11 protein-coding genes and 1 pseudogene are annotated in these 14,572 nt (G+C 51.5%); 6 read left to right on the top strand and 6 right to left on the bottom strand.

Annotated features, from left to right (window positions below; genetic code table 11):
- Positions 1-2,012: 2,012 nt before the first annotated feature.
- Positions 2,013-4,448 carry a membrane-bound PQQ-dependent dehydrogenase, glucose/quinate/shikimate family gene (locus PLU01S_RS21955; protein WP_074829967.1) on the top strand — a complete coding sequence of 812 codons (2,436 nt, stop codon included), beginning with the start codon at positions 2,013-2,015 and terminating at the stop codon, positions 4,446-4,448.
- A gap of 114 nt (positions 4,449-4,562) precedes the next feature.
- Positions 4,563-5,066: a carbohydrate porin gene (locus tag PLU01S_RS21950; RefSeq protein WP_425326536.1), complete on the top strand. Its 504-nt coding sequence runs from the start codon at positions 4,563-4,565 to the stop codon at positions 5,064-5,066.
- Here PLU01S_RS21950 and PLU01S_RS21945 read toward each other — a convergent pair.
- Both PLU01S_RS21945 and PLU01S_RS21935 read right to left on the bottom strand, forming a co-directional pair.
- A pseudogene (locus tag PLU01S_RS21945) lies at positions 5,055-5,291 on the bottom strand (helix-turn-helix domain-containing protein); the annotation flags it as partial. The gene PLU01S_RS21950 and the pseudogene PLU01S_RS21945 overlap by 12 nt on opposite strands.
- Positions 5,292-5,720: 429 nt before the next feature.
- Complete coding sequence (locus PLU01S_RS21935) at positions 5,721-6,206, bottom strand: hypothetical protein (protein ID WP_139208952.1); 486 nt, start codon at positions 6,204-6,206, stop codon at positions 5,721-5,723.
- Between the two features lie 151 nt (positions 6,207-6,357).
- Here PLU01S_RS21935 and PLU01S_RS21930 point away from each other — a divergent pair, with 151 nt between their 5' ends.
- Positions 6,358-6,876, top strand: a complete 519-nt coding sequence (locus tag PLU01S_RS21930) for a hypothetical protein (RefSeq protein WP_074829971.1) — start codon at positions 6,358-6,360, stop codon at positions 6,874-6,876.
- Positions 6,877-7,127: 251 nt separating this feature from the next.
- On the opposite strand, the gene PLU01S_RS21925 is transcribed toward PLU01S_RS21930, so the two are convergent.
- From PLU01S_RS21925 to PLU01S_RS21915, 3 genes are read right to left on the bottom strand one after another with little or no spacing between them, the layout of a single operon-like run.
- Positions 7,128-7,751: a DUF6012 family protein gene (locus PLU01S_RS21925; RefSeq protein ID WP_074829974.1), complete on the bottom strand. Its 624-nt coding sequence runs from the start codon at positions 7,749-7,751 to the stop codon at positions 7,128-7,130.
- Between the two features lie 11 nt (positions 7,752-7,762).
- Entirely contained in the window at positions 7,763-8,410 is a 648-nt protein-coding gene (locus PLU01S_RS21920) for a hypothetical protein (protein WP_074829976.1), read from the bottom strand.
- Positions 8,407-9,366, bottom strand: a complete 960-nt coding sequence (locus tag PLU01S_RS21915; RefSeq protein ID WP_074829979.1) for a YiaD family glycine zipper/OmpA-like lipoprotein — start codon at positions 9,364-9,366, stop codon at positions 8,407-8,409. The genes PLU01S_RS21920 and PLU01S_RS21915 overlap by 4 nt, the downstream gene beginning before the upstream one ends.
- A gap of 152 nt (positions 9,367-9,518) precedes the next feature.
- On the opposite strand from PLU01S_RS21915, the gene rdgC reads away from it, so the two are divergent.
- The 3 genes from rdgC to PLU01S_RS21900 all read left to right on the top strand — a co-directional run bounded on the left by rdgC (position 9,519) and on the right by PLU01S_RS21900 (position 12,594).
- The gene (rdgC, locus tag PLU01S_RS21910) at positions 9,519-10,466 is read left to right on the top strand and encodes a recombination-associated protein RdgC (RefSeq protein WP_074829982.1); all 948 of its coding nucleotides are present in this window, start codon (positions 9,519-9,521) and stop codon (positions 10,464-10,466) included.
- Between the two features lie 2 nt (positions 10,467-10,468).
- Positions 10,469-10,933, top strand: a complete 465-nt coding sequence (locus PLU01S_RS21905) for a hypothetical protein (protein ID WP_074829984.1) — start codon at positions 10,469-10,471, stop codon at positions 10,931-10,933.
- 740 nt (positions 10,934-11,673) lie between these two features.
- Positions 11,674-12,594, top strand: a complete 921-nt coding sequence (locus PLU01S_RS21900; RefSeq protein WP_074829987.1) for a pPIWI-associating nuclease domain-containing protein — start codon at positions 11,674-11,676, stop codon at positions 12,592-12,594.
- An 891-nt stretch (positions 12,595-13,485) separates the two neighbouring features.
- Here PLU01S_RS21900 and PLU01S_RS21895 read toward each other — a convergent pair.
- Entirely contained in the window at positions 13,486-14,472 is a 987-nt protein-coding gene (locus PLU01S_RS21895; protein WP_159435127.1) for a Fic family protein, read from the bottom strand.
- Between the last annotated feature and the right edge of the window lie 100 nt (positions 14,473-14,572).

Here is a 14,572-nt window from a genome sequence, read left to right as displayed (position 1 = left end):
TGGCTCGTTTTGTTTGGTCAAGGTGAAGTACAAAGAGCGCCAGGCATTTGGATCGTGTCGGCTCGGGGACTGAGGCTTTTGGTCTAGGCTTGTTGTCGGAACAGGCAGTTATAGCCAAGGCCAATGTCATGATTAGAGGGATGCGTTCTAGGACAAGCTCATGGCCAAGTTAACTTTGATGGATGGCATAGGGGACCTTCAGCTCAGCCTAGCTGCTAGCTTTTTTAGTGATGGTGAGTGATTGGTGTCCATTGGAGAAAGCCAATCACTCAGATAAGACGGCTAGCTACGCTGGGCTCTCCAGTACGCTAAACCCCATCCTCCAAACAGAACCGTCGCTAAGACAGTAAATTTCGTGTGTGTTGTAGCCCACCATGCAACGCTCTCGTTCGTGAGGGGCATGCCAGGAAGATAAAACGGCACCGCTGCCCAGATCTGGATTGCTGGCCAGAGACCAGACACCAAAGCTACTAATACTAACGGAAGCATGAAACCTAGACGGAAAAGCCCATCGTTAAAATGGTTATAGAGCCCCACCATCAAACATATGAGTGCGATGACTATTCCCATAACCAGATATCCGCCTGCTCTCAGATCACCGTATGTCAAACTATCAGCAACATATTTCACGACTACGTAAGATAGAAAAGCAACAAAAAATATCGTTATGACAATCCAATTGGTCTCTCTGCTATTTAGCTGCATGGTTTGGCCCTAAAGAATTGATAGTTTTGTGGTTCACATGACTTGGCCTATCCCTCAAGAGTTGTACCGCAAAACTTCCTGCATCCATCATTTAGAAATTATCAAATTGATGTTTAGTTGATATCACTAAGTGATGTCTCAGCCTTGGTCACTAACAGTTTTATAAACAATCAAAAGTTAGAGCGTCAAGACCTTGCTTGATAAAATATTGTGCGGCAAAAAAAATACATTCTATACATTTAATTTTTAGTCTTAGTTGTTTAGCTAAGTACACTTAAAAAATTTAGCCGCTAAATTTCTCAAAGCAGACTGACAGAATGCAGCGAATAAGTGACAAGCCAACCCTTGCCCCTGAACATTCCTATATGATACTTGCCCAAAATCCCCATGTCGCTTTGCTGGGGTCCACTCGTTTCAGGCGTTGAACGAAGCGCCAGCATCCCTACTTTCATTGCAACAGAGGTAGCTCAGTATTGCATACTGCCATCAATTCTTCTGGCCTATCCCTAGCTTGGCTTTCTTGAATATTTCCGCTGCTCTCTCTTGGAGAAAGTATACGAAATAGGGTCGGATCTATGCAGCAAGGTAAGCTTCAATTTATTTTTCAGAAGAGCTGCTAAAAAGATCATTGACTTCACTAATGCTCGCCCTGATCTAATTATTCTACCGTCTCGTCTAGACGAGCTTAGAGTTAAAGAAAGTTATGATGAATTAAGTTCAGTCTTGCCTGGTTCTACCCATCGTTATCCTAATGAGGACCAATCAGTCGAATCGCTAAGTGCCAAGCAACGTCAAGCTAAGGACATAGTTATCGGCTTGGGAACCGAGATTAGAGAAACCGTTGTCGCAGAACTCACCCTAGTCTGAGAATAACAAGTCTTTTACAAGTAACGCAACAAATCAGGCTCATTGGAACGCTAGAGGTTAGCGTGCTACGGGCATGGGCTTCATAGAGCTAGACTGATTGTTGCTGATTTGCAAACAATATTTTTCAATCGTGTGGATGTATTTGGGCGGCTGTTTTGGATTAGTCTTCTAGTAGCGTTAAGCTATAGGCTACGGGCTTTAATGCAGGGCTTATACCAAGCTTATAGATCTTTCGTGTCAGCAGGCTCACCTGATTTGTTCTACAGCTAGTAGAATTTAATCTGTATCGCTGACGCTTTACACGAGATCTACTGCTGGCGAAAACCTTCCCGAAGTTTTTGTTCGTATCACCTGCTAAAACCAGAAGCCACCCTTTCCTTGGCTCGGTTGCTCGCGCCCTGAGGGAACAGCTATGTACTCACCAATTGAGCTTACACACTATGACGGATGAAAATTGCAGCAACGCTGGGAGGCGCTCGTTAAGCGGTGCCGGGCGAATTCTTTTCTCGCTACTTGTAATGTGTGTAGCGCTGGCATTGATTTATGGCGGTGCCAAGCTTCTGGCCTTGGGCGGTTCAAGTTATTACTTGCTGGCAGGGCTGGCTTACGTCGTGCTGGCTGTACTCGCATTCTTGCGCAAGAAAATCAGTATTGTACTTTCCATTCTGATATTCCTTGCCACTTGCGTCTGGGCCTTTTACGAAGTTGGCCAGTTCAGTTACTGGCAACTGCTGCCTCGCCTGGTTGTTCCAGCCATCATTCTGACCCTGAGCCTGTGGGTCGGAGCTGCGCTACCCGATACCGCATCGGGCACACGTCGAGCCGCCAATCGCGCCGGGTTTGCTGTGTTCCTGGCCTTGATCGCCACGTTCATCGCCGCCTTCTTCCCGCACGGCGGGATCTCCAACCCGATTGCAGCTGGTAGCCAGGCAATCCCGGATGCAACCGCCGAGGCCCCGGAGAACTGGGAGTTCTTCGGGCGCAACGCTTCGGGAACGCGCTTTGCCCCCTACACACAAATTACCCCAGAAAACGTCAAGGACCTGCAAGTTGCCTGGACCTACCGGACTGGCCGCAGAACCACTGGCCCAGGTGCCGGCGTTGACGAGAACACTCCGTTGCAGATCGGCAACGTGCTCTACTCATGCACCCCGGAAAACCTGATCACCGCGCTTGATGGCGACAGCGGCAAGCCGCTCTGGAAGTTCGATCCGCACGCCAAGAGCGCCGAGCACGTGACCTGTCGAGGTGTGGGCTATTACGACATCGACCGCGACGACAGCCTGAGCGCCGAGGCCAAGGCCTCCCATGCCAGCGAACAGCAATGTCGCCAGCGCATCCTGGTGTCGTCGGTGGATGCCCGCTTGTTTGCCCTGGACGCACACACTGGCAACTTGTGCCCCAACTTTGGCGAGCAAGGTTTCGTTGACCTCAAGAAAGGCATGGGACCAACGGAAGACAGCAAGCGCTACCACCCGACATCGCTGCCTGTCGTCATGGGCCACCTCACGGTGGTGGGCGGTTGGGTACGTGACATCGTGGCCGGCGAGCCTTCCGGTGCCGTACGTGCATTCGATGTGCTGACCGGTGCGCTGGTATGGGCGTGGGATGTCGGCGCGCCTGAAGGCACCGACACCGCAGCAGCTGACCATCAGTTCGCGCTGGAAACACCTAACGTATGGACTGTTCCTACCTACGATAAGGAATTGAACCTGGTCTATCTGCCAACCGGTAACGGCCCGCCTGACTATTGGGGTGGCGATCGTAATCAGGTGAAGGAGAAGTTCGGCACAGCGATTGTCGCGGTCGACGCGTCGACGGGTAAGGCGAAGTGGGTTTACCAGACTGTCCATCATGATGTCTGGGACTACGACCTGCCTTCGCAACCCGTGCTCTACGAAATGAACAATGCGCAAGGTGTGAAGACCCCGGTGCTGATTCAGACCACCAAGACCGGCAATATCTTCGTACTGGACCGTCGTACTGGTCAGCCCGTCACTGAGGTCCAGGAACGCCCCGTTCCCACCTCACCGGCTGCAGAAGGCGAACACCTTTCGCCAACCCAACCGTTCTCGACCGGCATGCCGGTGATTGGTGCGGACCCATTGACCGAGCAATCGATGTGGGGGGTATCCACCTTCGACCAACTCTACTGCCGCATCATGTTCAAGGACTCGGTATACGTCGGCCCGTTCACACCGCCCACCGAGAAGCCGTACATCGAATGGCCAGGGCTGTTGGGTGGCATGAACTGGGGTGGTATTTCCATCGATGAAAACACCGGCATGATGTTCGTCAACGACATGCGCATGCCGTTACGCATGTCGCTGGTAACCCAGGAAAACACCCGCAAGTACAAAGTCTCGACCGATGAAGTGCCTGGTTTCATGGGCACCATTCGCCCGCAGGTTGCAGGTATCTATGGCGGCGTGAAGATCGACATTCTCCAGTCACCGCTGGGCGTGCCATGCAATACCCCACCGTTTGGCAGCATGAGCGCGATCGACCTGAATACCCAGAAGCTGGTATGGCAGGTGCCACTGGGCACGGTTCAGGATACTGGCCCCCTGGGGATCAAGACGCATATGCAGATCCCGCTGGGTATGCCGACGCTGGGTGGCCCGACCTCGACGGCATCCGGCCTGGTGTTCTTCGCAGGCACTCAGGACTACTACCTGCGTGCACTCGACTCGAAAACCGGTAAGGAAGTCTGGAAGGCCCGCTTGCCAGTGGGCGCCGTGGCGGCCCCGCTGATCTACAAGTCGCCCACCACCGGCAAACAGTATGTGGTGATCTCCGCTGGTGGCATGAGCCATTCGCCAGATGTGGGCGACTACATCATCGCGTACGCGCTGCCTGACAGCAGCAAGCCGTAACGCTTCGTTGATGCCCTATGAAAAATCCCCGTTCGCGGGGATTTTTCTTTCCAGTCGGCCCTCTCGCAAGCCTGGGCTGTGCAACGATTTCTCACGCAAGGGAGCCTGCCCACCATGTCATTACCCCTCCGCACCGTGCTGGCCTGCAGCCTGTGCAGCGGCTTGTCCCTGTGTTTCCTGCCCCTGCCTTGCGCACTGGCAGGTACTTCCAGCCTGATGACGCAACCTACGCTCACTGGCAACTGGGGCGGACAGCGCCAGAAGCTGGAGGAGCAAGGTATAAAGCTGACGGGTGACTACACCTCGGAAACCCTTTCCAACCTGAATGGCGGCATCAAGCGCGGCACCCGCTATGCACAACAGATACGTCTGGGCGCGCAGTTTGACTTGAGCAAACTGCTCGACATTCCAGATGCCGGTCGTGTGCAAGTGCTGGTCAATGATCGTCGCGGCCACAGTGCCACCGAGGACCTGATTGGCAACCGCTTGTCCGCGCAAGAAATCTATGGGGGCGAGTACACCCGGCTGACGGAGTTGAGTTACCAGCGCAATCTGTTCTCCCCCGACTTGTCCGCCAAGGTTGGCTACATGGTCATGGGCACCGAGTTCTGTACCTAGTTCAAGCTTGCGGGCCGGCCGGCAGACCGTACGGCGCTGGCGCATCTTTCGATGGGCTTGGCTGGCCGAATAGGGCGATGCAACGGCGGCATTACGACGAAGCTCTCGGCTGATGGTCGAGGAGCTGCGATTCAATATCCTCGCGATGGCTCGCTGGCTCAGCCCTTGGAGCTGGCCAATCTGGATAGTGATGCGTTCTTCAATGCTGAGTTCTTGGTAAGACATGCGTACACCGTACCGGATGGATCAGGTGTTGCACTCAGTTTTTGCCGTCGCCCTTTACAATCGCATGGTTGGAGTATCGGTAATGCCGCTATTGCTACCCATGTTGGATAGGGCTGAAGCAGTACTTAATAATCGTTAAAAAGACGCCTAGGGCCTAGGCGATCCCTGATGGATGGCACACGAGATATCTAGCTCAACGTAGCCAATTCGCCTCCGTGGGCGACCGTATACAACTTTACCATCTGGCAGCGTCATCACCACGAACAGCACGTCTCCTTCATACGGCACCTCAACGTATATCTGCCTATCTATCTCTATACGCCCAGGCGCCTCAGCTGTAGGCTCGACTATACGCTTTATAGTGCACCCTTTAGCTTTGAGCTTTTCGGCAACTTGCACTGCATTCATAGCAAGCCTTATCTAGAGCGTTCAGGAATGGGTAACAGGCGGCAGATCGATGGCTTTGTAAGCATTGTTTGAGCTTCGCCTGGCCGAATATAGTGCCGGAATCGATGCCGCCTGCAGAGCATTATCGGCAACGATAAGCCAAGCCCTGAGTTCATAACCAGTCCCTTGGGGCCAGTCTATGACGACGATATTGAGGGCTGCACCAGGTTGCAGATGGCTCCACTCCTCAAGGTCGCGCACATAATGGAGAAGCATCCATACAAGGGGCACGTTCTCTCTACTGCTTTCGTCTGGCGCTCGATCATAAGCTCTCAGACCAAACTGCAAGCGCTGCGCCGGGTCGGCCAGCTTGGTCAGCCTTGCAAGCTCTATGGTGCTTCGACAAAACAATGTCCCGTGCTGATCCATATCCTCAAGTATCTGTTGATCTGTAGTAACGCTATAGCGGACCCCAACGAGAGGGCTATAGCTGAAAAGATTGATCGATTTGTATTGAGAAACGGTCATGGTCAGTTGGGAGAAGTTAAAGCAGGAGTATAAACGGCTTTACCCAGGCAGATGTTCTGCGACGAGGTAATCATTTTGGTATTGGCACACTCAACAACCTACGCCATCTGAAGTCCATTGGTACATCTGAACCACTATCACGAGCAACAAGATGACGCCCTCAATCAATACTGACTCCTTCAAGATGACCACGCTGTTCGAATTGATCAGCCTATTGCATACGGCTGTCAGACTGGACGGTTTCAGCCTCACTGAGGATCGCCTTGTTGAGATCATAGCGGACATCGCTAATGAGCTGGATGACACCGGGCCGGCTCCCTATCTACATAGCGCGCTTATAGATCCAATTGAGCCAATGGAGCCGATTTGCTGGGTCACGCTTTATATGACGCTGCTTCCGGCTGTTGGAAAAGAGCTTGGCTTACTGGCAAGCGATAGCAAGGATCCGCGGGTTTGGATTAATGACAACATGAAACACCTGCAAAACCTGGTGAGTGAATGGTCCCGCAATGCTGAGCTGGTAATGGCTGAGATTAACCAAGCCATGAATGATCAGGTCGGCTTTGATGCGTCGGACATTTCAGAAAGGATCGCCAAAACGGGGGAGACGGTTGAGCAAACTGAAGCGCGTCTATACGCGGAGCGGGCAGGGCTGAAGATTGTGCATTAATGAAACTTCACCTGGATTGGCCAACCCTGCCGTGATAATTCGATGGGCATACCAAGGGAAGGATAAGCGCGGGCCTGATTATCCGCCGATACAACCTCATCGATCTGCGATTTAGCCGTCGTCATTTGCGTAGGACCGGTGTCAGCCATATCGCCGAGGCCAAGATCTCAGCTTGTGATCCAAATGCGACGATGTGATTAGCTTGAGGCAAATGCCTCAAGCTTTTCAGATGATCATAAGGATAGGAGACACTAGCTAATAACAGCCCCTGACTCATGCTCTATTAGAAAAGCTGAATCTACTGTTGGCAATCTGTCCCAAACAGAATGCATCAGGCGCTCCCGTTCAATGGTCGGCATACGAAAATTCTCGACTCTTTCCATGATCCGGCCATGGCTAATGACATCATGGAAGTCGCCGCGCTTCCATGAAGCTTGAGACACTTGCATCTTGGGCTGAGTATTGAGCGGTGTGGTATCGCTCGGCATCTCAGGCCAGCGAGATTCAAAGCTGAACTTCTCACTCGACTGCTCCCCCCATAACAACATCTCGCTCGAAGCTGTATCAAACACGTCATCCAGGATTTCATAGTTGACTCGATGTTTGACGATATAGCTGGCATTGATTGACCAGCGCGCCAGCATGGTGAATGACTTGATAGGATGCGTCGTTTCGATAAGCAATCCCTTGATGGCTTTTCTGCCTGAGTTCCTACAGGCAACAAGGTAGTTTTTATTGGGAAAAGGCCGCCTGGTTACGAGCTCCTTTCCCTCCCAAAGGGCCATACCCAGTTCAGGGATAACAAGATCGATCAGTGAGCAATTGGGACCTGTCTGGCTACAGGTGAGCAGCGTAGGGGAGATATGAATAATCATAGGTAAAGTCCTTATGAACCTGAAAACTCAGGGTCTTTAATAGTCATTTCATCCTGGTGCTGCAGAATCCTGCCCGCTAGGTACTCATTGAAAGCATCCGTAAGACCAGACCCTTTAATGAACTCAAGCATCTCATGTGAGTAGTTTTCCGGATGGATGTTGAGCGAGTCAAAAACGAGCTCAGCTTCAGAGGCGACATTAGCCTGGCGCGCTAGCTGATCCATATTTCGGCTATCATGCCCATCCAAAAGATAGGCATCGCAGTAAACGTGGCCTTCGGTATTAACCGTGAACCAGACATGCGATTCATCCCCTACCAAATTAGGGTCTTTTCGGAATTGGTCCCGGATCTGGTGCCAAAGGTATAGCTCATCAGCACTTAATCCTTGGTAAGGCTTGAGGAGCTTTGAGCTCATCTCCCATTGATGCTTCAGCTCTGCCTCCGCCTCTTCAAGACTGCATTTCTCTTGTCCAGCTTTATATCTACAGGCTTCCTCGGTGATGGTTGCGTATTCACCACGCACACAATTAATGAAATGGTCTGCCTCGGATTCACATATATAAGCAGTGAGATAGCTTATGTTCGGCAGCCGCGGCAGACTGTCCGGGTGAGGCCTATCTATATTTGTGAGGTTCTGAGGTTCATTTGTCTTTCTCATCGACTGAACCCACCGAGCGAATTGTTAATCATGTGCTGTAACCCTTGGCTCAGCTCATTCGTGACACCGCGCGTCACGGTATTGAGGCCGGCACGTACTCCGGCGTTGGCACCCCCATACATGGCGCTATTGACTCCAGTGGTCACGGTATTAGTCAGGATTCGCTGGCTTGTATTCTGTGTGTAGGGCGCAACGAACACTGAAGTTGGGACGTACTGATAGCGAGGCTGGGCCTGCTGCACATTCTGTCGTACAGCAGTGCGTTGATAGGTTTGGGTATAGGGCTGGTTTACTACTGGTCCATTGGTCACGACCTGTGGCGGAGCGCCTGGTTGACTAAGAGTAATCTCAACCCGGCGATTGGCTTCTCTACCTGCTGCAGTATTGTTAGCCGCAACCGGTACGCTGTCCCCAGCGGCGAGAGTAGTAAGCCGAAAGGCATCAACTCCTCGGCTCTGCAAAAAGATTGAAACGGCTTGGGCACGCATCCGGGATAGCTCCAGGTTAGCTTGCGGCGTTCCACTTGAGTCAGCATGGCCGGTCACTACTAAATGGCTATCTGGATAGGCCTGCAGGGTCTTGGCCACATCTGCTAATGCATGCTGAACTGAGGGAGTAAGCCGATAGCTTCCGGACTCGAAAGTGATATCCGAAGGCAGCACTAGGTTTATCCTTTCTCCATCGCGCTTAACATTGATGCCTGTTCCTAGGAGCTTGGCTCGCAACTCTTTTTCCTGCCTATCGACGTAATAGCCAATCCCCGCCCCCCCGGCTGCACCCAGAGTTCCTCCAATAAGGGCGCCCTGCATACGGTTGTCATGATTGATGGCTGCACCGGCAACAGCGCCAGCCAGCGCGCCAATACCACCATATTGAGCAGTGTTGTTGTAATCCTGAGGTCCAGCGCATCCCGTAAGAACAGTCAGCACCACGGCTGGAATCACTAATTTACGCACGTCCGCCTCCTAGGCGTTTCACTTATGATCGCACTATACAACGCGGACAAACATGATTCACTCGCCTATTTTAGTTTTTGTACTTATTATGCTATTGGTATTACGTATGCAAATCAGGCTGACGGCCTATTACTCCTAGGGGATCTTTGGCAATGTGGTTTCGCAACATTCTTATCTATCGCTTAACTCAGGATATTCCAGCTTTCCAAGCTCAAGTTGAGGAAGCTGACCCTTTCGCTCAGCTAGCCATTGCGCTTGAGACCAAAAAGGCTCGACCCTGCGCAAGTCAGGAGCTATCTACCTATGGTTTTATTTCTCCCATTGGTAAGCAGCCCGAAGCACCTGTCGTTCATGCAAGTGGTGAGTTCCTTTTAATTGCAGCTCGCAAGGAAGAGCGAATCCTTCCAGGTAGCGTTGTGAAGGACGCCGTGGAGGAAAAGGTTGAAGAGATCGAAGCACAGCAGGTGCGTAAGGTTTACAAAAAGGAGCGTGATCAGATTAAGGACGAGATTGTCATGTCCTTACTACCGCGGGCCTTTATCCGTAAACCGGTAACGCTGGCTGCGATCGATACAAAGCGAGGGCTAATTTACGTGGACGCTTCCAGTCCACAACGTGCAGAAGATTTGCTGTCCACCTTGAGAGAGGCGATAGGCTCTCTCAAGGTGCGCCCGGTTTCCGTTAAAGTTGCGCCAACGGCTACGCTGACCGACTGGCTCAAAACACAGCAGGCGACTCATGATTTTCATATCCTTGATGAATGTGAGCTCCGAGATAGTCACGAAGATGGTGGCGTTATCCGTGCTAAGGGCCAGGACTTGGTCAGTGATGAAATCAGGAATCACCTTGATGCCGGTAAGGTGGTTACTACCCTTAGCCTTGCATGGCAGGACAAGCTTAGTTTCGTTCTCAACGACTCATTAGCCCTTAAGCGCATCCGCTTTGAAGACCTACTTCAGGAACAGGCTGCCCAGGACGGAGGAGAGGATGCTGCAGCGCAGCTTGATGCATCTTTCACCCTTATGATGCTAACCCTACGCGAGCTTATGCCTGCTCTTCTGGAGGCTTTAGGTGGCGAAGAAATTCCGCAGGGGGTCTGAGCATGGTTCCTGTTGTTCTCGATCCTACTAGAGCTGAGGTATATCAGACTCAAGCTTCAATCGTGCTGCGCATCCCCATTGGCGTAGCCCTCAAGCCATTTGCTGCTGAATGTCTAGGCCAGGGAGGTCTGTTCGACGCGCCGGCAGGCATTGCTGGGTATGAGTGGCCTGTAGGCAGCGGCCAGAAACTGAGTGTCGCTGAGTTGGCCAACCGAAACCCTTTGGGGCCAGCGGGCACAAAGGTTGCGCTAAATAAGATCGGGCCTTATCAGAAGACTGAGGGGCTGGCGCCAGCAGTAGTTGCCTCTGCTCGGATCGGAACGATTGATGGTATGGAAGACGGGGAGTGGGTACATGAAGGGTATAGCACCTGGACTGAGTATGCTCTGCATTGGAATCAACGCTATCCCACTAGCCCCTGGGACCTCGACCCAGTCAGCTGGGTTATCAAACTAGTCCGACTCTAATCAGTTGACTATATCTGATAGCGTTTGTGTAAGCCTAGAGAGTCTGGAGACCATCGTGGCAGCCAAATCAGGGCGGTGGTACTGACACTTGAAGCTTGGGAGAAAACGCCAGATTACGTCACCGCTGCGGCGCTACCAAACACTCTGTTCAGCTGGTGAGGGAAACCGTTAGCTTGCGCTATCAAAGCTCAGGACAATCATTTAGATGGCCCTTCTGGAAGGGGGTAAAGAGGTCGAGCTGCAGCACTAATCGGCTGTCATCGTATATGCCAGAGAAGTAGCTATTGCGGCACCTGCTGGCGCCGCGATAGCAATAATGCGAATCTTATTACCGATCCCCGGGCAAAGCGCCAAGCGTTAGTCCCGGTTCTTTCCGAGGTTGCCGTAGAGGGACACAACATCCCAGCGATTTGGCCCGAGAGTCGTCACACTAACCCGGCAGTACGTACCTCTTTAGCTATTCTGGCCAACGGTTTTTAATAGCTTACATCTATAGTAGTAGCGGCCTATTACAATACTCAGCCGGTAATCGAAGACGGCACCTCCTCTTGTCAGGACGCCCGCCTGCCTCTGCTTCGTGCAAGCAGCGAAACGCCTCAAGTAAAAGCCACATAACCGGCTCAAGTGCCTTACAACTTTAACAGACACTGCGGCCGACGGTACGCGGTCGCTTCGCCGGGGATGACTGCTATCAGGGTTGTGAGCGATGATCTGGAGCAATCGCCACGTTGGAGAAAATTATGGATGAACGGATTTTGCAGCTCATAGGTGACACTCCATTCGAGCGGGACCTGTACGAAGCCGCAATGTTTAATCTTGAGGACCAACGAAACAAGCTTCGCTTTCATAACTTCGCTTTTGCGATGCGCGAGTTAGTTGGCCACACGCTGGCCCGTCTTGCGCCAGATGAAGAAGTCATGAAGTGCATATGGTGGAAAAAGAAGGCAAACCCTGTAACTCCTCAGGTAACACGGATTGAGCGCTGTGTGTATGCAACGCAGGGTGGCCTATCCAACCATTATGTGAAAACAAAGCTTGGACTGGATTTTAGTAAAGAATTCGAAGAGCTTCGAGACGCTGTTGTCCGCTTGAACGGCTACGTGCATATCACACAAGAAGTCTTCCAGTTGGAAAATGAAGAGATTGCGCGTTTAGCGAAAGAAACAATCGAGGCGGTGTCGAGGCTGATGATATGTATCCAGGACTGCCGAGCAGCCATCGGTGTACGCCTTTCTGAGGAAGCTATCAATTCTGCAGCTGTGGAACAGGTAGTTGGTGACAGCTTGGAAGCTATAGACGAGATTGCCTCACATTACTCACTAGAGAAGATTTACATAAATTCACATGAGGTAATCGGCATCACCTCAGAAGCGGTTCATATCAGCGTTAGCGGTAGCCTGGGCGTGACTTTACAATGGGGATCAAATTCCGATATGCGGAGGGGGGATGGAGCGGAGCTTAACCAATCATTCGATTTCACTTGTGAGTTGACTTGTGAGCTGACTTGCGCAGCACCGAATCTTGACCCTGACGCACTCTACTTTGTCGAAAACTCTGTGAGAGTAGACACGGGAGACTGGCACGATCATGAGGAGGAGTGGAGTAGCCACGTTTCGGATGCTGCAGAAGGCGACGCGGTAGACCTAGCATCAGATTTCTAGGTTTACATCCCGCAGCTAATGGCTTGGGCAGGTTTTGCTAAAACGCAGCTGTCAACTGAACTTCCTCCATATGCCACGTCGTAAAATAGCTTAGGTGACTTCCCACTTCTAACTGGAACAACACACCAGCCATCGTCTGCCTGGTTGCGAATGATCCCATACTCGGGAGCGGACATAGTTTTCCTACCTCTACAGAGATGGGGCATTATCATAACACTCAGCATGGACCCACAACCCCAATGGCAACCTCTTTCCATCGTCGCCCTAATGTCACAGTTGAGCAGCTGCAGGCCAAGCGGCTATCACTACTTACGCAGCTTCAATCACCCGAGCATGTCACCAATATAGTTACCCGTGAGTATGGTAGCCATGACCCTAGAATTGCACCATTTCCAGCCTGCACTTGCGGAGCGGCGGCGCGCTTGGGGAAGACTGATAGGGAAAAATGGAGTGCTTGTTGCTCAGTCTGCGCCAAATCCATTAGCGATCCGCAGGCTTATGACTGGGCAGCATGCCTGCAATGGTGTCAGTTAAATCTTGAACAGCTCAAATACCAGGAATTACCTCTATTCGGGCTAAACGCTCTCGATCGTCCAGCTGCAAAGATAAGATTGTCATCAATATATCGGGATCTATTATTGAGAAGTCAAATAGCCACGCTTGACCTTTCCCTAAGTCAGCGCACCCATACACATCCTGCTCCTGGTCGCGATTTCTTGGAGAAGCTCTATGCGTATCGAGATTGGGCCAAGCTCGCGCTACGGCTGATCAAAATTTGATAGAGCTACTTTGAGGAGGAGAGCAGGATAAATGAGACTTTCAGAATGGTTAAACGGCATATCAGCTCCGCCTACCAGCTATGAAACTTTACGATAGAAGCGCTATGCGAGCTTAGCGCCGCGGCTCTAGTGTTTCATCTGTCATATGGTGGCTCAGGATCTTCTCCACAGCCTCACAGCCCTTGTTCTCAACGACATACTCACGAAGGCCACGAAGCAGTTCAGCTTTGTCCTGTGACTGCAGGTAAATCGTCGTTGCCAGGTCGAACGGGTGAAATCTCAAGGCAGAATGTAGGTAGGCCTCAACAAAGCCGTCTTTAAAGAGGTCTGTCAAGCCGAATTCGTAAAAGGCGATCATGCCTTTGTTATATTCGCTCTTGGCGAAACCCATAAAGCTGATGGGATAGTCGCCTGATTTTATCAGCGGAAAATTGCCAGCCAGGCGAGAAGTGCGCTTATTACAGTCCCGGAATGCTTGTAGGTAGGGCAAGCGGGTAAAAAGATACATTGACTGCTCTAGAGGGTCGCTAATGGTATTGGCGGAGGCAACAATGGTATCCAGATGATCCGATATCGTTGGTTTCTTACCCGGGTAATCTACGGTTGGGATATAGGTAGTCTGACCTATATAAAGCTCATCAAAGGTTCGAATCACCCCACAGTACTCAGGCTCAAGGAAGTGCTGGGCGGAATCTACACCCTGACTATCAGCGAGCTGCCTATGAAGATCCAGTATTAAGGACTTATCCAGACTCTCAGCTTTGAGCAATCTATCAAAGGCTCGCTTGTGGTTGAGGATCATTTTCGTTTCTTCAGCTGAATTGTCAGCAGATGGAATATTGTCCTCTAACAGCGTGCGAGTATCGATTTCCGAATACGTGTTTCCCTCAAGTCGCGAGGAGGCGTATGACAGGTTCACAAGAAAGGAAAATGTCTCGCGTTTTCGAAGTCCCACAGGGGTAGGGATGAGCGACCTGAGCCGAGCGTGCTCTTCGCTTGTCATCTCCTGTCTAGGCGTTAGGAAAGAAGGATTGAAGCGAGCTACAGAGCGCTCATCAGTAGACTTCTTCAATATCTCGATGATCTGCTGCTTACTCATTGCCTTACTCAAACGCATTATTTTCGACTCTAGCTTACGACTTTTGAAGCGTGCTTAAAACGATCTCTTCAGTAGCAGCAACCATCGCTGTAGGTGAAGC

Origin of the sequence: Pseudomonas luteola NBRC 103146, from assembly GCF_002091675.1 — a bacterium.
GTDB lineage: Bacteria > Pseudomonadota > Gammaproteobacteria > Pseudomonadales > Pseudomonadaceae > Chryseomonas > Chryseomonas luteola.
The sequence above is the reverse complement of the archived record's forward strand: the minus strand, read 5'-3'. Positions and strand labels throughout refer to the sequence as shown.